Here is an 18,790-nt window from a genome sequence, read left to right as displayed (position 1 = left end):
TGCCCGGTGATGTGATGCGAAGCATCCCCGCGTCACTGAACTAAAAGAAAGCAGCCCATGCCCCGCCCAGCCGCCCTGGCCCTGTCCACCTGCCTCCTCGCCACGGCCGCCGCCGTGGTCTCCTTCAGCCAGGGCGCCTGGGCAGGGATCGTCTGGGTGCTGCTGGCCGGGCTGACGTCCAACATGGCCTGGTACTACATCCGCAGGACCAGGACAGCCAGGAGTACGTGCGCCTCGCCGTCGGCAGGGCCGTGCGGCGGCTGCGTGAAGCAGGTCTGCCGGTGACCGACGACTACCACGCCCTGCTCGCCCGCCGCGAGGCCATGCGCCTGCGCGACCAGCTCCTCACGCCCGCCACGCGCGCGGGACGCGCATCGGCCCCCGCGCCCCGGGGCACGTACGAGGGGGCAGCCGACCAGGAGCTGATCACCCGGAACCTCGCCCAGGTCACCCCCTTCGACGAACTCATCGGCCACCTCTACGAGGCCATGTTCGAACGGCACCCCTATCTGCGGCAGCTGTTCCCCGACTCGATGGAGTTCCAGCGGGCCCATCTGGAGCGGGCGTTCTGGTACCTGATCGAGAACCTGCACCGCCCCGACGACCTGGCCGCCTACTGCGCCCGCCTCGGCCGCGACCACCGCAAGCTCGGCGTGCTGCCGGTGCACTACGACGTGTTCGAGGAGGCCCTGGTCGAGGCCCTGCGCCGCAGCGCGGACGGCCGACTGGGCGCGGACGTCGAGGCGGCATGGGTGCGCATGCTGCGGTTCGTCGCGGCGGCCATGGTGGACGGCGCCAAGGGCGCACTCGCGGAACCGTCGTACTGGGGCGGCACGGTGACGGAGCATCAGCGACGCCGTCCGGACCTCGCGGTGCTCCGCGTCCGTCCCTCCCAGCCGTACCCGTACCGGCCCGGCCAGTACGCCACCCTGCAGACCCCGCTGCTGCCGCACACCTGGCGCCCCTACACCCCGGCTGGCCTGCCGGGACCCGACGGCGAGCTGGAGTTCCACGTCCGGCGCACCGGCCCCGACGGGGTGAGCGACGCCCTGGTGACCCGGACCGGCGTCGGCGACACCCTGCGCCTGGGACCCGCCCGGGGCACGGTGACGCTCGACGACGACCTCGCACGGGACGTCCTGATCGTGGCCGGCGGCACCGGCTGGGCCACCGCCCGGGCGCTGATCGAGGACCTCGCCGCCCGCCGCCGGCCGGGCCGCACCGCCCACCTCTTCCTCGGCGCCCGCACCGCCGAGGACCTCTACGACGTCCCTGTCCTGTCGCGGCTGGAGAAGCGCTGCCCCTGGCTTCGGGTGGTCCCGGTGATCGGCGACGGCCCCGGCGCGTCCGAGCACGGGTCGGTCGTCGAGGAGATGACCCGGCACGGCGACCTCACGGACCGCACCGCCTACGTCAGTGGCCCGCCCGGCATGGTCGCCGCCGCCGTATGGCGCCTGACCGGTCTCGGGCTGCCCGCCGAGCGCATCCGCCACGACCCGGCGACCGCGACCGGCAGGACCGCCGTGCCGCTCGGGCTCACACCGTGAAGAACTCCCTCAGCACCGGCGCCACCACGTCCGGGTCCACCATGTGGGTCTGGCCCTCCAAGACCCGGTACGTCCCCTCCGGAAGCGCCTCCGCCACCGCGCGCGTGGCCTCGCGCATCCAGTCCGGGCTCGCCCCACCGGCCAGCGCCAGCACCGGCACGGTGACCGACGCCAGCCGCTCCCGGGGCACCAGCGAGTCGCCCATGACCCTGTCGTCGTAGGCCAGGCTCGGGGCGACGGACTCCATGCCCGGCCACATCGGCGACTGCCGGGCGCCCCGGATCACCTCCTCCGCCATGCCGGTCAGCCGGAGGAACAGCTCCACCGCGTCCCCGCGCCGGCCCTCGGCGAGCGCCTCGGTCAGGTTCCGGGTGTACGCGGCGCGTTCCTCGGCGCCGGCGGGGGAGAAGTCGGCGTACGGCGTCTCGTAGACGGCCGCACGACGCACCGGCAGCCCCTCGGCCAGCGCCTGGAGCACCAGCGCGCCGCCCGAGGACACACCGAACAGCGCCGCCTCGCCGCCGACCACCTCGACGAGCGCCGCGAGGTCCTCCACCTCGCGGCGCACGTCGTACGGCGGGGTGTCGCCGCTCCCGCCACGGCCCCGGCGGTCGTACACCACGGTCTCGAAACCGTCCGCCAGCCGGGCGGCCAGCGGGGCGAGCGTGCCGCCCGTCGACATCGCGCCGCTCACCAGGATCACCGCGGGACCCCGGCCGGAGCGGGCGTAGGCGATCGAGGTGCCGTCGCGGGAAAGAGTCTTGTCGTCCATGCCCGTGCAGACTGCCTCAGGGCGCGCGGCTCATCGCGCTACGACACGTCCGTGCCCTCCACTGCGCCCTCTGCCCCGTCAACGTACGTCTCGTAGAAGCACAGGTGGCCCTCGATGGCGGCCACCTCCGGCTTCGGCTCGGGGTACGCCCACACCAGATCGGGCGCGTCCGGCAGCGACCAGTAGGAGGCCGTGCCCTTGAACGGGCAGTACGTGTGTGTCCCGGACGGTGTGAGGAGGTCCATGCGGACGTCGTCGGCCGGGATGTAGTAGCGCACCGGACAGCCCGTCTCCCGCAGTACGAGCGGTCGGTCGCTCTCCGCCAGCACCTGGTCGCCGTGGATGACACGGACCCGCTGTGTGCCCTGTTCGATGGTGATGCGGTGACCTTCGGTCACGACCGTGCCTCCCGGGGATAGCCGTCCGTTGTAGCTACAGCGCAAGCTGTCGCCGAGTTCTTCCCCACGGAGGCCCTCATGGGATCCACAGACCTGTCCAGAAACCGTCGAAGCCTCCTCCACCAGGCCCGCTACGCCCTGCGCCACCCGGGCCGCGTGCCGGCCCACGTCCGTCGCACGGTCCGTGACACCTGGCTGCGCCTGCGGTACCGCGACCACATCGCCTACTACCGCGCGGTCATGGCCTCGGACACCGCCCGCGACCCCCGGGCCGCCGTCGGCCACAACCCGTCGGCCGAGGCGTGGGAGCGGATCGGGCGGATGCAGTACGACTACCTGCTGCGGCACGGGCTCCAACCGCACCACCGGATGCTGGACATCGGCTGCGGCAACCTGCGCGCCGGACGGCTGTTCATCGACCACCTCGACGCCGGCCACTACTACGGCATCGACATCTCCCCGCACATCCTGCTCGCCGCCCAGGACACCCTCGTACGCGAGGGTCTGCAGGCCAAACTGCCCCACCTCGCGCTCGCCGACGACCTCACCTTCGCCTTCCTGCCCGACGGGTACTTCGACGTCGTCCACGCGCACAGTGTCTTCTCGCACTCGCCGCTGCACGTCATCGAGGAGTGCTTCGCCCATGTGGGCCGCATCCTCGCCCCCGGCGGATTCTTCGACTTCACGTTCGACCGCACCGAGGGCACGGAACACCAGGTGCTGCACGAGGACTTCTACTACCGGACCCGGACCCTGGTGGAACTCGCCGCCCGGCACGGTCTGTCCGCCCGCTTCATGGACGACTGGGAGGAGCTTCCGCACCGGCAGTCGAAGATCCGGGTGACCGCGATGTCGGACCGGGCCCCTACGGTGGGGTCATGAACATCTGTGTCTTCCTCTCCGCCGCCGACCTCGACGACCGCTACACGCGCCCCGCGCGCGACTTCGCGACGCTCATCGGCAAGGGCGGGCACACCCTGGTCTGGGGCGGCTCGGACGTGGGGCTGATGAAGGTCGTCGCGGACGGTGTGGAGGAGGCGGGCGGGCGGCTGGTGGGGGTGTCCGTGGAGTTCCTGGCGGCGAAGGCCCGGCCGGGCGTGGACGAGATGGTGATCGCGGCCGACCTCGCCGAGCGAAAGAAGCTGCTCCTGGAGAAGGCCGACGCGGTCGTGATCATGGTCGGAGGGACGGGGACGCTCGACGAGGCGACGGAGATCCTGGAGCTGAAGAAGCACGGCCACACGGAGAAGCCGGTGGTGCTGTTGAACACGGCCGGCTTCTACGACGGGCTGAAGACGCAGTTCCGCCGCATGGAGGACGAGGGCTTCCTGCCCCGGCCGCTGTCCGAGCTGGTCTTCTTCGCGGAGGAGCCGGTGGGGGCGCTGGCCTACCTGGAGGAGAGTGTGGGCGTCCGGTAGTGCGAGCATGGCGGGCATGGCTACTCATGTGATCACCGGAGCGGGCTCCGGCATCGGTGCGGCCGTCGCCCGCCGGCTGCACGCGCGCGGGGACGAGCTCGTGCTGCACGCGCGCGACGCGGGGCGGGCGAAGGAGCTGGCGGCCGAGTTCCCCGGCGCGCGGACCCTGGTCGGCGACCTGGCCGACCCGGACCGGCTGTCCTGGGCCTTCTCCCACCAGACGCTGCCCGACCGGGTGGACTCCCTGCTCCACATCGCCGGTGTGGTCGACCTGGGCCCGGTGGGCGAGCTGACCCCGAAGTCCTGGCGCCACCAGCTGAACGTCAACCTCGTCGCGCCCGCCGAACTGACCCGCCACTTCCTGCCGCAGCTGCGGGCGAGCCGGGGACATGTGCTGTTCGTGAACTCGGGCGCGGGGCTGAACGCCCACGCCGACTGGTCCGCGTACGCGGCCTCCAAGCACGGGCTGAAGGCGCTGGCGGACTCCCTGCGGCACGAGGAGCACGGGAACGGGGTCCGGGTCACGTCCGTCTATCCCGGGCGTACGGCCAGCCCCATGCAGGCCAAGGTCCACCAGCAGGAGGGCAAGGAGTACGACGCGTCGCGGTGGATCGACCCCGAGTCGGTCGCGACGACGATCCTCATGGCGCTGGACCTGCCGAGGGACGCGGAGGTCAACGACCTGACGGTGCGGCCGGGCCGGTGAAGGGTCCGCCTCTCGACCGGCCGGGGGTTACGTAGGCTGCCGGGGTGAGCAACAACTGTGGTGCAGCCACCGGTATCGGATCCATGCCCGGCGCAGACGCCCGCGAGGCCGCCAAGACCGTCACCGGGACCTTCGAGGACTTCCCGTACCTCGCCGAACTGCCGAACCGGGGCCCCGGCGCCGACATGATCGGCCGTACCGCCGGCCTGCTGGTCGAGCTGTACGCGCGCGTGGAGCCCAGCGGCTGGCGGATCGGCGACCGCCCGGGCCGGGACACCAGGCGCGCGAGGTCCTGGCTGGGCGAGGACCTCGACGCGCTGGAGGAGTTCACCCAGGGATACGAGGGCCCGCTGAAGGTGCAGGCGGTCGGCCCCTGGACCCTGGCCGCCGCGCTGGAGCTGAAGAATGGAGAGGCCGCCCTCTCCGACCCCGGCGCCTGCCGCGACCTGGCCGCTTCCCTCTCCGAGGGCCTGCGCCAGCACCTGGCCGAGGTCCGGCGCCGCATCCCCGGCGCCCGCCTCGCCCTCCAGCTCGACGAACCCTCGCTGACCGCCGTACTGCGCGGCCAGGTGAAGACCGCCAGCGGCTACCGCACCCACCGCGCCGTGGACCGGCAGATCGTCGAGCAGACCCTGCGGGACGTCATCGGCGTCCATGACGGAGACGGCGGTGATGGCCTCGTCGTCGTGCACACCTGCGCCCCGGACGTCCCCTTCGCCCTCCTGCGCCGCGCCGGCGCGACCGCGATCTCCTTCGACTTCTCGCTCCTCACGGAACGTGACGACGACGCGATCGGAGAGGCCGTCGAAGCGGGTACCCGGCTGTTCACCGGTGTCGTGCCGGGCGTGGACGGCCCATTGTCAGACCCTGCCGGTAGCGTCATGGGTGTCAGGACGCTGTGGCGCAGGCTGGGGCTGCAACCAGGGCTGCTCGCGGAGGCGGTCACGGTGACGCCGGCGTGCGGACTCGCGGGGGCCTCCCCGGCGTACGCGCGCAAGGCCCTCGCCCACTGCGTCCGGGCGGCGAGATCCCTCGCGGACAACCCAGAGTAACGGGAGGACAACACGGTGGCCGGCGACAAGCAAGCGGAGACGACGGTGCCCGCCGAGGCACGGGAGCAGCACGCGAAGCTCGCTGAGCAGATCGAGGAGCACCGCTTCCGGTACTACGTGAAGGACGCTCCCGTCATCAGCGACGCCGAGTTCGACCGCCTGCTGCGGTCCTTGGAGGCGCTGGAGGAGGAGTACCACGAGCTGCGCACCCCGGACTCGCCGACGCAGAAGGTCGCGGGCGCGTACGAGACGGAGTTCACGGCCGTCCAGCACCGCCGGCGGATGCTCTCGCTGGACAACGCGTTCGACGACCTGGAGCTGGCCGCCTGGGGCGAGCGCGTCCACAAGGACGTCGGGTCGTCCGTGTACCACTTCCTGTGCGAGCTGAAGGTCGACGGCCTCGCCGTCAACCTCACCTATGAGCACGGCCGGCTCACCCGCGCGGCGACCCGCGGCGACGGCCGCACCGGCGAGGACATCACGCCCAATGTGCGCACCATCGCGGAGATCCCGGACCGGCTGCGCGGCGACGGCGTCCCGGCCCTCGTCGAGATCCGCGGCGAGGTCTACTTCCCGATGGAGAAGTTCGAGGAGCTCAACGCCCGCCTGGTGGAGGCCGGCGACAAGCCCTTCGCCAACCCGCGCAACGCGGCGGCCGGTTCGCTGCGCCAGAAGGACCCGCGGGTCACCGCCACCCGCCCGCTGCACATGGTGGTCCACGGCATCGGCGCCCTGGAGGGCTACGAGGGCCTCACCCGCCTCTCCGAGGCGTACGACCTGCTGAAGACCTGGGGCCTGCCCATCTCCACGCACCACAAGGTGGTCGGCGACCTCGACGGGGTACGGCAGTTCATCGCGTACTACGGCGAGAACCGCCACTCCGTGGAGCACGAGATCGACGGTGTCGTCGTCAAGCTCGACGAGATCCCGCTGCAGGGCCGCCTCGGCTCCACCTCACGCGCCCCGCGCTGGGCGATCGCGTACAAGTACGCGCCGGAGGAGGTCAACACCAAGCTCGTCAACATCCGCGTGGGCGTGGGGCGTACGGGCCGGGTGACGCCGTACGCCCAGGTCGAGCCGGTGACGGTGGCCGGCTCGGAGGTCGAGTTCGCGACCCTGCACAACCAGGACGTGGTCAAGGCCAAGGGCGTCCTCATCGGCGACACCGTGGTGCTGCGCAAGGCCGGTGACGTCATCCCGGAGATCCTCGGCCCGGTCGTCGACCTGCGCGACGGCACCGAGCGGGAGTTCGTGATGCCGTCCGAGTGCCCCGAGTGCGGTACGGCGCTCAGGCCGATGAAGGAGGGCGACGTCGACCTGCGCTGCCCCAACGCCCGAAGCTGCCCCGCCCAGTTGCGTGAGCGCCTGTTCTACCTGGCCGGCCGCAAGGCGCTGGACATCGAGCACTTCGGCTATGTGGCCGCGGCCGCCCTCACCGCTCCGTTGGAGCCGAAGACCCCGCCGCTGACGGACGAGGGGGACCTGTTCGACCTCACCGTCGAGCAGCTGCTGCCCATCAGGGCGTATGTCCTCGACCAGGACAGCGGGCTGCCCAAGCGGGACCCGAAGACCGGCGAGGAGAAGATCGCCACGGTCTTCGCCAACCAGCAGGGCGAGCCGAAGAAGAACGCGCTCGCCATGCTGGAGAACATCGCGGCGGCCAAGGAGCGTCCGCTCGCCCGCGTCCTGACCGGTCTGTCGATCCGTCATGTGGGACCGGTCGCCGCCGAGGCGCTGGCCCGCGAGTTCCGCTCCATCGACCGGATCGAGCAGGCGAGCGAGGAGGAGCTGGCCGCCACCGAGGGCGTCGGCCCGATCATCGCTGCCTCCCTCAAGGAGTGGTTCGCCGAGGACTGGCACCAGGAGATCCTGCGCAAGTGGAAGGCGGCCGGAGTCCGGATGGAGGAGGAGGGATCCGCCGAGGACGAGGGCCCGCGCCCCCTCGAAGGACTCACCGTCGTCGTCACCGGCACCCTGGAACACTTCACCCGGGACGGCGCCAAGGAGGCCCTGCAGACCAGAGGGGCGAAGGTGACCGGATCGGTTTCGAAGAAGACCTCTTTCGTCGTTGTGGGCGACAACCCCGGTTCGAAGTACGACAAGGCGATGCAGGTGAAGGTTCCGGTTCTGAACGAGGACGGTTTCCACGTCCTCTTGGAGCAGGGGCCGGAGGCGGCCGCCGAAGTCGCCCTGCCGGTCGAGGAATAGCGGTTGAAGGCCACCCGAACGGCGCATATCAGATGCATACGGGTGGCTGGGATGCATTCGGGCAACCGTCGACGACCGCTGCCCGTGGAAGCCTTCTGCGGCCTACTGTTGAGATGTGCGCCTGCCGTGCCCAGTCGCGGTCGGGGCATCCCCGTAGTTCTTGGTGGGCTCATGAGGACCGGGGCAAGGGTTTTCCAACGCGGCGCCGTTGATGGCTGTCGGGCATCGGGCCGCGGGGCGTGGGCACCGCCGGCTGTGAGAGGGACGGGAATGGAACCGACCGAGAGCGCCGCCCCGGACTCCCGGCTGCCCCTGCGCCGGGCCGCCGGCGCCTGGTGGGCGGGTCGGTGGGCGGCGTGGTCAGCCCGTCGTCCGGGCGCGGGTGAGCCGGGAGGGTGGGAGCAGCTCGGGGTGCGGGGGGAGCGCGGGGCGCGCACTCTCGGCGCACCCGCCGCCCTGGATCCGCGCCTCGCCGTGCCCACCGCGGTGCCCGTCACGGGGGTGCCCGTCACGGGGCTGCCGGGCGGTGAGCACGAACGGCAACCGTCCTGGCCCGCGCTGCCCGCCGCCGTCGTCGCGGCGGCCGGCTTCGCCCTCGGCGCCGGCTTCTACCGCTGCTTCACCGACCACCACGCGCTCTTCCCGTCCGGCGTGGTCGGCTGGTCGCTGGCCGTGCTGACCGGCATCATCGTCGGCCATCTCGTGATGCTCGGCCGCTCCCGCTGGTGGGGCGGCACCGGCTCCGGCGCCGCCCTCACCCTCGCCGTCCTGCTGCTGTACGGCTGGGTGCCCGCCGGGATGGTCAGCCTCACCGTCGTCGTCCTGGTCGGCATAGCCCGCCGCCACCGCTGGCGGCAGGGCGTGCTGCACGGCGCGGTGGACATCCTCGGCATCGGCGCCGGCGCCCTCGTCCTGGCCGCCTTCGGACGCGTACCGTCCGTCGAGTCCCCCTGGTACCCGCACACCTGGACCTTCTACACCGCCCCGCAGGTGATGCTGGTCGCGGCCGCCTACCTCGCCGTCACCCGCGTCCTGCTCTGGTATCTGCACGCCCCGCGCTCCGGCGGACTGCCCACCGTCGCCCGTACCGCCCTGGTCAGACAGGGCCTGGTCGCGATCGCGCTGCTCGGTATCGCCCCGCTGGTGTGTGTGGTGGCCGTCGCCAAGCCCATCCTGCTGCCGCTGTTCTCCATTCCGCTCATCGCCCTCGACTCCACCCTGTGGATAGCCCGGGCCCGCGCCGAGGAGCAACTGCGCGACCCGCTGACCGGGCTGCCCAACCGGCAGTGGCTCCTGGAGCGCATCTGGACCGCGCTGGACGACGCCGAGCGGATCGGCGCCCGCGCCGCCCTGATGCTGATCGACCTCGATCGTTTCCGATCGGTCAATGACACGCTCGGTCATCTCGCCGGTGACCGGCTGCTGTTGCAGATCGCCGACCGGCTGCGGCTGGCCCTGCCACGCGGGGCCGAGGTGGCGCGGCTCGGGGGCGACGAGTTCGCCGTCTTACTGCCCGTGGCCGACTCCACCACCTCCGCGACCCGGGTCGCCCGCGGGCTGGTCTCGGCCCTCAGCTCCCCGCTCGACCTCGACGGGCTCACCCTCGTCCTGGAGGCCAGCGCCGGGGTCGCCGTCTTCCCCGACCACGCGCTCGACGCCGAGGGCCTGCTGCGGCGCGCGGACGTCGCGATGTACCAGGCGAAACGGGACCGTACGGGCGTGGAGGTGTACGAGTCCAAGCGGGACTCGAACACCCCTGACCGGCTCGGTCTGCTGGGGGACCTGCGCCGGGCGCTGGACGCGCACGAGGTGCAGCTGCACTACCAGCCCAAGGTGCGCTTCGACGGACAGGTCGCCGGCCTGGAGGCGCTGGTGCGGTGGGTGCATCCGGAGCGGGGGAAGGTGCCGCCGGACGAGTTCATAGCGATCGCCGAGTCGTCCGGGCTGATGCCGCACCTCACGGAGTACGTGCTGGAGACGGCCCTCGGGCAGGTCGCGCGGTGGCGGGCGCAGGGGCTGTTCGTGCCGGTCGCGGTGAACGTCTCGCCGCGTGACGTCCACACCCCCGGGTTCGCCGGCTCGGTCGCGGCGCGGCTGGCGCGGCACGGGGTCCCCGCCGGGGCGCTGCAGCTGGAGATAACCGAGCATGTGCTGCTGGAGGACCCGCAGCGGGCCGCGGACACGCTCAACGGACTCACCGGCCACGGCGTGAAGATGTCCCTGGACGACTTCGGCACCGGGTACTCCTCGCTGGTGCATCTGCGGCGGCTGCCGGTGAGCGAGCTGAAGATCGACCGGTCGTTCGTGGCGCGGCTGGCGGTCGACGCGCAGGACGCGGAGATCGTGCGGTGCACGGTGGATCTGGCGCACTCGCTGGGGCTCCTCGTGGTCGCCGAGGGAGTCGAGGACGACGAGACCTGGGAGCGGCTGCGGGATCTGGGGTGCGACGCCGTGCAGGGCTGGCTCGTGGCGGCCGCGATGCCGCCGGAGGAGACGACGGCGTGGCTGCGGGCCCGGGGGTCGCGGGGGTGGCAGCGGCCGCGCGCCGCGCTGCCCGCCGCCGAATAGGTCTCCCACCCGCGCACCACCCGCTTCCAGTGGGCTGAGAGGCTGGGCAACAGGTGGGGAGTGCTCGCCGTCGGCGGCTTTCCCCGCAGCGTTGCGGGGCGTGGGCGAAACCGTTTCACGGTCATCGTCCGCCGCCCCCTAGGATTGGGCCCAAACCACACACACTCACCCCAGAGGAACGCTGCATGCCTGGCATCACGCGCGAGGAGGTCGCCCACCTCGCCCGGCTGGCGCGTCTGGAGCTGAAGCCCGAAGAGCTCGACCACTTCGCGGGACAGCTGGACGACATCATCGGCGCGGTCGCCCGCGTCAGCGAGGTCGCCGACCAAGACGTACCGCCGACCTCGCACCCGCTCCCGCTGACGAACGTCATGCGGGCGGACGAGGTCCGTCCGTCGCTCACCCCCGAGCAGGCGCTCTCCGGCGCCCCGGCCCAGGAGCAGCAGCGTTTCAAGGTGCCGCAGATCCTGGGGGAGGACTAACAGCCATGACGGACATCATCAAGCTCACGGCCGCCGAGATCGCCGCGAAGATCGCTTCCGGCGAGCTGACCGCCGTCGAGGTCACCGAGGCCCACCTGGCCCGGATCGAGGCCGTCGACGAGAAGGTGCACGCCTTCCTGCACATCGACCGCGAGGGCGCGCTGGCCCAGGCCCGCGCCGTCGACGAGAAGCGCGCCCGGGGAGAGAAGCTCGGCCCCCTGGCCGGCGTGCCGCTCGCACTCAAGGACATCTTCACCACCGAGGGCGTGCCCACGACGGTCGGCTCGAAGATCCTGGAAGGCTGGATCCCGCCGTACGACGCGACGCTCACCAAGCGGCTCAAGGCCGCCGACGTCGTCATCCTCGGCAAGACCAACATGGACGAGTTCGCCATGGGGTCCTCCACCGAGAACAGCGCCTACGGCCCGACCGGCAACCCCTGGGACCTCACCAAGATCCCCGGTGGCTCCGGCGGCGGGTCGAGTGCCGCGCTGGCCGCGCACATGGCCCCGCTCGCCATCGGCACCGACACCGGCGGCTCCATCCGCCAGCCGGCCGCCGTCACCGGCACGGTCGGCGTCAAGCCGACGTACGGCGCGGTCTCCCGTTACGGCATGGTCGCCTTCTCGTCCTCCCTCGACCAGGGCGGGCCCTGCGCCCGCACGGTCCTGGACGCGGCCCTGCTCCACGAAGTGATCGCCGGGCACGACCCGATGGACTCCACCTCCATCGACGCCCCGGTCCCGCCGGTCGTCGAGGCCGCCCGGGGCGGCTCCGTCGCCGGCATGCGCGTCGGCGTCGTCAAGCAGTTCCGCGGCGAGGGCTACCAGGCCGGCGTCATCCAGCGGTTCGACGAGTCGGTCGAGCTGCTGAAGGAGCTGGGCGCCGAGATCGTGGAGCTGGACTGCCCGTCCTTCGACCTGGCGCTGTCGGCGTACTACCTGATCGCGCCGAGCGAGTGTTCGAGCAACCTCGCCCGCTTCGACGGCCTGCGCTACGGCCTGCGTACCGGCGACGACGGCTCGCACTCCGCCGAGGAGGTCACCTCCCTCACCCGTGAGGCGGGCTTCGGCCCCGAGGTGAAGCGGCGCATCATGCTCGGCACGTACGCCCTGTCGAGCGGCTACTACGACGCGTACTACGGCTCGGCCCAGAAGGTCCGCACGCTGATCACGCGGGACTTCGAGAAGGCGTTCGAGCAGGTCGACGTGATCGTCTCCCCGACGACCCCGACCACCGCCTTCGCGATCGGCGAGCGCGCCGACGACCCGATGGCGATGTACCTGGCCGACCTGTGCACCATCCCGACCAACCTGGCGGGCAACGCGGCCATGTCCCTGCCCTGCGGGCTCGCCCCGGAGGACAACCTCCCGGTCGGGCTGCAGATCATCGCCCCGGCGATGCAGGACGACCGCCTCTACAAGGTGGGCGCCGCCGTCGAGGCCGCCTTCGTGGAAAAGTGGGGCCACCCGCTCCTGGAGGAGGCTCCGTCGCTGTGAGCAACGCACTGTCGAAGGCCAAGGGCTTCAAGAAGTCCAAGTCCGGTACGTACCTGTCCATGGCCACCACCGCGTTCGGCGCGTTCGGTGTCGCCAAGCAGATCAAGAAGGCCCGGGCCGAGCAGGACACGCTGCGGCTGATCGACGCCACCGTCTCCGCGGTCGCGATCGTCACCGGCCTCGCCATCCTGTACCGCGAGCTGAAGCGGCTGGGCGACGACGACGTCCTGCTGGGCTGAGAGGGAAGTTTCACCGTGACCACCACGACCGACCTGGTGTCGTACGAGGACGCGCTGGCGTCGTACGACCCCGTCATGGGCCTTGAGGTCCATGTCGAACTCGGCACCAAGACCAAGATGTTCTGCGGCTGCTCGACCTCGCTCGGCGCCGACCCGAACACCCAGACCTGCCCGGTCTGCCTCGGCCTGCCCGGCGCGCTCCCGGTCGTCAACGCGACCGGCGTCGAGTCGGCGATCAAGATCGGTCTCGCGCTGAACTGCGAGATCGCCGAGTGGTGCCGCTTCGCCCGGAAGAACTACTTCTATCCGGACATGCCGAAGAACTTCCAGACCTCCCAGTACGACGAGCCGATCGCCTTCAACGGCTACCTCGACGTGCAGCTGGAGGACGGCGAGACCTTCCGCGTGGAGATCGAGCGCGCCCACATGGAGGAGGACACCGGCAAGTCGACCCACGTCGGCGGCGCGACGGGACGTATCCACGGCGCGCAGCACTCGCTGCTCGACTACAACCGCGCCGGCATCCCGCTCATCGAGATCGTCACCAAGCCGATCGTCGGCGCCGGCGAGCGCGCCCCCGAGGTGGCGAAGGCGTACGTCCGTGAACTGCGCGAGCTGATCCGCGCGCTCGGCGTGTCCGAGGCCCGTATGGAGATGGGCCAGATGCGCTGCGACGTGAATCTGTCGCTGCGCCCGCACGGCACCGAGAAGTTCGGCACCCGCTCGGAGACGAAGAACGTCAACTCGCTGCGGTCCGTGGAGCGCGCGGTGCGCTTCGAGATCCAGCGGCACGCGGCGGTGCTCGGCGACGGCGGCAGCATCGTCCAGGAGACCCGGCACTTCCACGAGGACACCGGCTCCACCACCTCCGGGCGTACCAAGGAGGAGGCCGAGGACTACCGGTACTTCCCGGAGCCCGACCTGGTCCCGGTGGCGCCGTCGCGCGAGTGGGTCGAGGAGATCCGCGCCGCGCTGCCGGAGCTGCCGCTGGCCCGCCGTACCCGGCTGCTCGCCGACTGGGGCATCTCCGCCACCGACATGCAGGCGATCCTCAACGCCGGCGCGCTGGACCCGATCGTCGCCACGATCGACGCCGGAGCCGACGCCGCATCCGCCCGCAAGTGGTGGATGGGCGAACTGGCGCGCAGCGCCAACGAGTCGGGCAAGGCGCTGGACGAGCTGGCGATCACGCCGGAGCAGGTCGCCCGGGTCACCGAGCTGGTCGCCAAGGGCGATCTGAACGACAAGCTGGCCCGCCAGGTCATCGAGGGCGTCCTCGCGGGCGAAGGCACCCCGGACGAGGTCGTGGAGAAGCGCGGGCTGAAGGTCGTCTCCGACGACTCGGCTCTCGGCACGGCCGTCGACGAGGCCATCGCCGGCAACCCGGCCATCGCGGAGAAGATCCGCGGCGGCAAGGTGGCCGCGGCCGGCGCCCTGGTCGGCGCGGTCATGAAGGCCACCCGAGGCCAGGCCGACGCGGCCCGCGTCAAGGAGCTGATCCTGGAGAAGCTGGGCGTCAGCGAGGGCTGAGCACACAGCCGAGGGGGTGCACCGGCTCAACTCCGGCGCACCCCTTCAGCACGTTCCCGGTGTCACCGTCGTCGGCCCACGATCCGCGCGAACCCGAGCGAGCGGCCTTCGTCGGCGCGCAGCAGGGACACCGAGTCGCGGGCCATCTTCGCCATGAACTCGCTCGGGCTCTCCTCGGCGCACACCTCGCTCCACAGCAGCCAGTCGCGCCAGCCGTCCGGCTGCCAGTCGGCCGTCTCGACGTCCACGGCGCCGGTGCGGGTCCAGTTGCGCCGCCACCACTCGGGGGAGTGGAACGCCCAGAAACCGGCGTCCCAGTGCGCCTTGAGATGCTCCGGCGGCTCGGTGCCCTCCGGCTCGTCGCGCAGCGACGGCACGACGATCCCGATCCGCCCGCCGGGCTTCAGCAGCCGCGTCACGGTGGGCAGATACAGGTCGGTGGTGCCGAAGTACTGGTAGGCGTCGACGCAGACGATCGCGTCGAAGCCGCCCTCGGCGAACGGCAGGTCGTGCGCCTCGGCGTGCACAGGGAACACCCGGTCCGAGAACCCGGCCTCGGCGATCCGGGCGGCGTTCTCGTCGGGCCTGATCCACAGGTCGGCCGCGGTGACCTGCACGTCGTACTCGCGGGCCAGGAACACCGAGGTCAGCGCCCGCCCGCAGCCCAGGTCGAGCACGCGCGCGCAGGGGCGCAGGGAGTCCAGGCCGAGCGCGGGGGCCAGCCACTCCAGCAGCCACAGCGGGTGCGGGCCCATCTGGTTCTCGATCAGCCACTGGACGTCGTAGTGGTTGCTGCGCGGATAGCGGGGGTGCGTCAGACGGTCGACGAGGTCGGCACGGTCGGCGGCGTCGGCGCGGTCGGCGGGCATCGGTGTAAGGGCTCCTCGTCCTCGGAATCCACCAGGGCGGAAGGTGATACGTCGGTTCCGGTCGGGACCCTCAATGAAGCACCACCTTCACAGGTAGGGGCGACACCTTTTCACCGGACGTGCCCGTTCCGCACTCGCCCGGAAGGGGTACGCTCCCGCGCCATGAGTGGACGTACCGACTTCGACACGCGTGAGGAGGCCGAGGCCGAGACCGGCGTCGAGGACGCCCGGCGTGCCCGCTGGACCGCGAGCGGCACCGGCGGCCTGCTGACCCTCGCCGGCCTCGCGGCGGCGCTACTGCGCCTGACCGGCGGCTCCGCCCCGGCCACCGCACCCGCCGCCTACGCCCTCGGGGCCGCCGTCTGCGCGCTCGCCGCGGTGCTGGGTGCCCGGGGCCGCACCCGGCGTGCCCTGTGGCTGCTGATAGGCGGGGTGATGGTGATGGCCGTGGGGGACCAGCTGGACTGACAACCGGCGCGTTACTGTCCTGTGATCTGCCTCCCAGTCCTGTGAATAAGCACACGAACGCCGCAAATGATCTCATCGGCCTGCCAGAGTGGCAGCAGATTGCTCATGCGTTCTTTGCGGGCGTTCGGTTCACTGGCGACGTTCTGACGGTTCAGAGGGTTCTGACGGTTCAGAGGGTCGGCTGACGACGGTTCCCGGTCAAAGATCCACCCACGTCCCCGGGAGCACGTCCGTGGCAGCCCTCGCACGCTGGTGTGTCCAGCGCCGCCTCGTCGCCGTCCTGTTGTGGTTGCTCGCCTTCGGCGGGGTCGCCGCGGCCGCGACGGCCGCCGGTACCGCGTACTCCAACGACTACCAGGTCCCCGGCACCGAGTCCGGCCGAGCCACCCAGCTGCTGGAGAAGGGTTTCCCGGACCTCGGCGGTGACAGCGACACCGTCGTCTGGCACACCACGTCCGGCACCGTCCGCGCCGCCGACGTCGAGCAGACGATGACCCGCACCCTGCAGGAGATATCGGACCTGCCCGGGGTGGCCGCCGTGACCAGCCCCTACGACGAGCACAGCCCCGGCCGGATCAGCGAGGACGGTCGCACCGCCTATGCCACCGTCACCTTCGAGGACCGCGCCGAGGACATCGACAAGGCCGAGGCGCAGGCCGTCGTGCGCACCGCGGAGGCCGCCCAGGGCGACGGGCTCCAGGTGGCGCTCGGCGGCAGCGCGATAGCGCTCACCCAGTCCTCCGGCGGACACCTCGCCGAGGTCATCGGTGTGGCCGTCGCCGCGGTGGTGCTGTTCCTCGCCTTCGGCTCGCTCGCCGCCTCGCTGCTGCCCATCGCCACCGCGCTGGTCGGCGTCGGCACCGCGTACGCCGGGATCGTGCTGCTCGGGCATGTGATGACCGTCGCCGACTTCGCGCCCATGCTGGGCATGCTCATCGGGCTCGGCGTCGGCATCGACTACGCGCTGTTCATCGTGACCCGGCACCGGCGCGGGCTGAAGCGGGGCCTGTCCGTCCACGAGGCCGCCACCCAGGCCGTCGCCACCACCGGACGCGCGGTGGTGTTCGCGGGCGCGACCGTGTGCATCGCCCTGCTCGGGATGCTCATCCTGCGGCTGAACTTCCTCAACGGCGTCGCGCTCGCCGCGTCCCTGACCGTCGTCCTCACCGTCGCAGCCTCGGTGACCCTGCTGCCCGCCCTGCTGTCCTTCATCGGCCTGCGCGCGCTCAGCCGCCGCGAGCGGCGCCGGCTGGCCCAGCACGGACCGGAGCCCGAGCTGCCGACCGGACTCGCCGCCCGCTGGTCGGCCTTCGTGGAGCGCCGGCCCAAGGCGCTCGGCGCGCTCGCCCTCGCCGTCATCGCCGTCCTCGCCCTGCCCACCCTGGGCCTGCGCCTCGGCACCTCCGACCAGGGCAACGACCCGCAGTCCAGCACCACCCGCCAGGCGTACGACCTTCTCGCCGACGGCTTCGGCCCCGGCGTCAACGGCCCGCTCACCCTGGTGACCCATGTCGACGGCGCCGAGGACCGCCTCGCCCTCGACGGCCTCGACGCCACCCTGCGCGCGACCGAGGGCGTCGCGTCCGTCACACCGGTGACCTACGACTCCGGCGGTACGACGGCGTACCTCAGCGTGATCCCCGAGTCCGCCCCGCAGTCCCGGGACACCAGCGACCTCGTCGACCGGCTGCGCACCGAGGTGCTGCCCCGCGCCGAGAGCGGCACCTCCCTCGACGTGCAGGTCGGCGGGGTGACGGCCGCCTATGACGACTTCGCCGAGGTCATCGTCGGCAAGCTGCCCCTGTTCGTCGGCGTCGTGATCGGGCTCGGCTGTCTGCTGCTCCTGCTCGCCTTCCGGTCCGTCGCCATTCCCCTCAAGGCCGCCGCGATGAACGTCGCCGCCGTCGCCGCCGCCTTCGGTGTCGTCGTCGCGATCTTCCAGTGGGGCTGGGGCAGCGAACTGCTCGGCCTCGGCCGCGCGGGCCCCATCGAGCCCTTCCTCCCGGTGATCATGGTGTCGGTCCTCTTCGGGCTCTCCATGGACTACCAGGTCTTCCTGATCAGCCGGATGTACGAGGAGTGGCTGGAGACCGGCGACAACCGGCGCGCGGTCCGGGTCGGCCTGGCCGAGACCAGCCGGGTGATCAACTCCGCCGCGGTCATCATGATCTCGGTCTTCCTCGCCTTCGTCCTCAGCGGGGACCGCGTGATCGCGATGTTCGGCATCGCGCTCGCCTCGGCCGTCGCCCTCGACGCCTTCGTCCTGCGGACGCTCCTCGTACCCGCCCTGATGCATCTGCTCGGCTCCGCCAACTGGTGGCTGCCCGGCTGGCTGGACCGCCGCATGCCCCGCATCAGCATCGAACCGCCCGAGTCCCGTGCCGCCGCCCATGAGAGGCTCACGGACGTCGTGGCGGAACTCGAGAAGGAGCGGGACCAGCAGGATGTACGCGATATCCCTGGGTGACGACGGCGCCGAACTGCGGCCGCTGGAGGTCTGGCACGCCGAGGAACTGCTCGCCGGCATCGACCGCGGCCGGGAGTTCATCGGCCGCCACATCGGCATGCCCGACGTGCTGAGGGATCTGGACGGGGCCCGTTCCTGGCTGCGGTCGTACGCCGACAAGCGCGCCGCCGACGCCGGCAGCCTGCACGGGCTGTGGCTGGACGGCAGGCTGGTCGGCGGACTGCTGTTCCGCGTCTGGGACACCCCCTCCGGCACCTGCGAGGCCGGCTGCTGGCTGGAGCCCGCGGCGACCGGGCGCGGACTGGTCACCCGCGGCATGCGCGTGCTGCTCGACTGGGCGTTCGACGAGCGCGGCATGCACCGCGTGGAGTGGCGGGCGTCGTCTGCCAACGAGCCCAGCCTCGACGTGGCCCGGCGCCTCGGCATGACCCGCGAGGGCGCGTTCCGCGAGCACTACCCCCACCGGGGCGTGCGCACGGACACCGAGGTCTGGTCGCTCCTCGCCCCCGAATGGCGCGCCGCACGCGTGCGCGCCGCGCACAGCGATCATTAAGGGACCTCTCAGAG

Annotated in this window: 18 protein-coding genes; 15 read left to right on the top strand and 3 right to left on the bottom strand. The window is 71.7% G+C overall.

Annotated features, from left to right (window positions below; all coding sequences use genetic code 11):
- Positions 1-57 precede the first annotated feature (57 nt).
- Positions 58-285, top strand: a complete 228-nt coding sequence (locus tag ACH5AC_RS27335) for a hypothetical protein (RefSeq protein WP_398864811.1) — start codon at positions 58-60, stop codon at positions 283-285.
- Entirely contained in the window at positions 282-1,547 is a 1,266-nt protein-coding gene (locus ACH5AC_RS27330) for a globin domain-containing protein (RefSeq protein ID WP_398864810.1), read from the top strand. Before ACH5AC_RS27335 ends, ACH5AC_RS27330 begins: the two co-directional genes overlap by 4 nt.
- Here ACH5AC_RS27330 and ACH5AC_RS27325 read toward each other — a convergent pair.
- Together ACH5AC_RS27325 and ACH5AC_RS27320 are read right to left on the bottom strand one after the other, a co-directional pair.
- Positions 1,537-2,319: an alpha/beta fold hydrolase gene (locus tag ACH5AC_RS27325; RefSeq protein ID WP_398864809.1), complete on the bottom strand. Its 783-nt coding sequence runs from the start codon at positions 2,317-2,319 to the stop codon at positions 1,537-1,539. The two genes, ACH5AC_RS27330 and ACH5AC_RS27325, sit on opposite strands and share 11 nt — an antisense overlap.
- Before the next feature lie 38 nt (positions 2,320-2,357).
- Complete coding sequence (locus ACH5AC_RS27320) at positions 2,358-2,717, bottom strand: DUF427 domain-containing protein (protein ID WP_398864808.1); 360 nt, start codon at positions 2,715-2,717, stop codon at positions 2,358-2,360.
- A 78-nt stretch (positions 2,718-2,795) separates the two neighbouring features.
- Between ACH5AC_RS27320 and ACH5AC_RS27315 the strand changes: the two genes are divergently transcribed.
- The 10 genes from ACH5AC_RS27315 (at position 2,796) to gatB (ending at position 14,419) form a co-directional block, all read left to right on the top strand.
- A complete protein-coding gene (locus ACH5AC_RS27315; protein ID WP_398864807.1) occupies positions 2,796-3,599 on the top strand; it encodes a class I SAM-dependent methyltransferase in 804 nt (267 codons plus the stop codon).
- Positions 3,596-4,135: a TIGR00730 family Rossman fold protein gene (locus ACH5AC_RS27310; RefSeq protein WP_398864806.1), complete on the top strand. Its 540-nt coding sequence runs from the start codon at positions 3,596-3,598 to the stop codon at positions 4,133-4,135. Before ACH5AC_RS27315 ends, ACH5AC_RS27310 begins: the two co-directional genes overlap by 4 nt.
- A 7-nt stretch (positions 4,136-4,142) precedes the next feature.
- Entirely contained in the window at positions 4,143-4,841 is a 699-nt protein-coding gene (locus tag ACH5AC_RS27305; protein ID WP_398864805.1) for an SDR family oxidoreductase, read from the top strand.
- Positions 4,842-4,885: 44 nt separating this feature from the next.
- Complete coding sequence (locus ACH5AC_RS27300) at positions 4,886-5,893, top strand: methionine synthase (protein WP_398864804.1); 1,008 nt, start codon at positions 4,886-4,888, stop codon at positions 5,891-5,893.
- A 15-nt stretch (positions 5,894-5,908) separates the two neighbouring features.
- Positions 5,909-8,101 carry an NAD-dependent DNA ligase LigA gene (gene ligA, locus ACH5AC_RS27295; RefSeq protein WP_398864803.1) on the top strand — a complete coding sequence of 731 codons (2,193 nt, stop codon included), beginning with the start codon at positions 5,909-5,911 and terminating at the stop codon, positions 8,099-8,101.
- Between the two features lie 270 nt (positions 8,102-8,371).
- Positions 8,372-10,669, top strand: a complete 2,298-nt coding sequence (locus ACH5AC_RS27290; protein WP_398864802.1) for a putative bifunctional diguanylate cyclase/phosphodiesterase — start codon at positions 8,372-8,374, stop codon at positions 10,667-10,669.
- A gap of 185 nt (positions 10,670-10,854) precedes the next feature.
- Positions 10,855-11,151: an Asp-tRNA(Asn)/Glu-tRNA(Gln) amidotransferase subunit GatC gene (gatC, locus tag ACH5AC_RS27285; RefSeq protein WP_018531282.1), complete on the top strand. Its 297-nt coding sequence runs from the start codon at positions 10,855-10,857 to the stop codon at positions 11,149-11,151.
- A 5-nt stretch (positions 11,152-11,156) separates the two neighbouring features.
- A complete protein-coding gene (gene gatA, locus ACH5AC_RS27280; protein WP_398864801.1) occupies positions 11,157-12,650 on the top strand; it encodes an Asp-tRNA(Asn)/Glu-tRNA(Gln) amidotransferase subunit GatA in 1,494 nt (497 codons plus the stop codon).
- A complete protein-coding gene (locus ACH5AC_RS27275) occupies positions 12,647-12,889 on the top strand; it encodes a hypothetical protein (protein ID WP_398864800.1) in 243 nt (80 codons plus the stop codon). Before gatA ends, ACH5AC_RS27275 begins: the two co-directional genes overlap by 4 nt.
- 15 nt (positions 12,890-12,904) lie before the next feature.
- Positions 12,905-14,419: an Asp-tRNA(Asn)/Glu-tRNA(Gln) amidotransferase subunit GatB gene (gene gatB / locus ACH5AC_RS27270; RefSeq protein WP_398864799.1), complete on the top strand. Its 1,515-nt coding sequence runs from the start codon at positions 12,905-12,907 to the stop codon at positions 14,417-14,419.
- 62 nt (positions 14,420-14,481) lie between these two features.
- Here the strand turns inward: gatB and ACH5AC_RS27265 are convergent, their stop codons facing one another.
- Positions 14,482-15,288 (bottom strand): SAM-dependent methyltransferase, encoded by an 807-nt coding sequence (locus tag ACH5AC_RS27265; RefSeq protein WP_398864798.1) that lies wholly within the window; start codon positions 15,286-15,288, stop codon positions 14,482-14,484.
- A 162-nt stretch (positions 15,289-15,450) separates the two neighbouring features.
- Between ACH5AC_RS27265 and ACH5AC_RS27260 the strand changes: the two genes are divergently transcribed.
- The 3 genes from ACH5AC_RS27260 to ACH5AC_RS27250 all read left to right on the top strand — a co-directional run bounded on the left by ACH5AC_RS27260 (position 15,451) and on the right by ACH5AC_RS27250 (position 18,776).
- The gene (locus ACH5AC_RS27260; RefSeq protein WP_398864797.1) at positions 15,451-15,756 is read left to right on the top strand and encodes a hypothetical protein; all 306 of its coding nucleotides are present in this window, start codon (positions 15,451-15,453) and stop codon (positions 15,754-15,756) included.
- A gap of 232 nt (positions 15,757-15,988) precedes the next feature.
- Positions 15,989-18,223, top strand: coding sequence for an MMPL family transporter (locus ACH5AC_RS27255; RefSeq protein WP_398864796.1), 2,235 nt, complete (start codon positions 15,989-15,991; stop codon positions 18,221-18,223).
- On the top strand, positions 18,201-18,776 hold the full coding sequence (locus ACH5AC_RS27250; RefSeq protein ID WP_398864795.1) for a GNAT family N-acetyltransferase: 576 nt from the start codon (positions 18,201-18,203) through the stop codon (positions 18,774-18,776). The genes ACH5AC_RS27255 and ACH5AC_RS27250 overlap by 23 nt, the downstream gene beginning before the upstream one ends.
- Positions 18,777-18,790 lie beyond the last annotated feature (14 nt).

The sequence above is a fragment of the Streptomyces sp. NPDC018693 genome (assembly GCF_044391385.1).
GTDB lineage: Bacteria > Actinomycetota > Actinomycetes > Streptomycetales > Streptomycetaceae > Streptomyces.
This window is presented reverse-complemented; position numbering and strand designations above follow the sequence as displayed.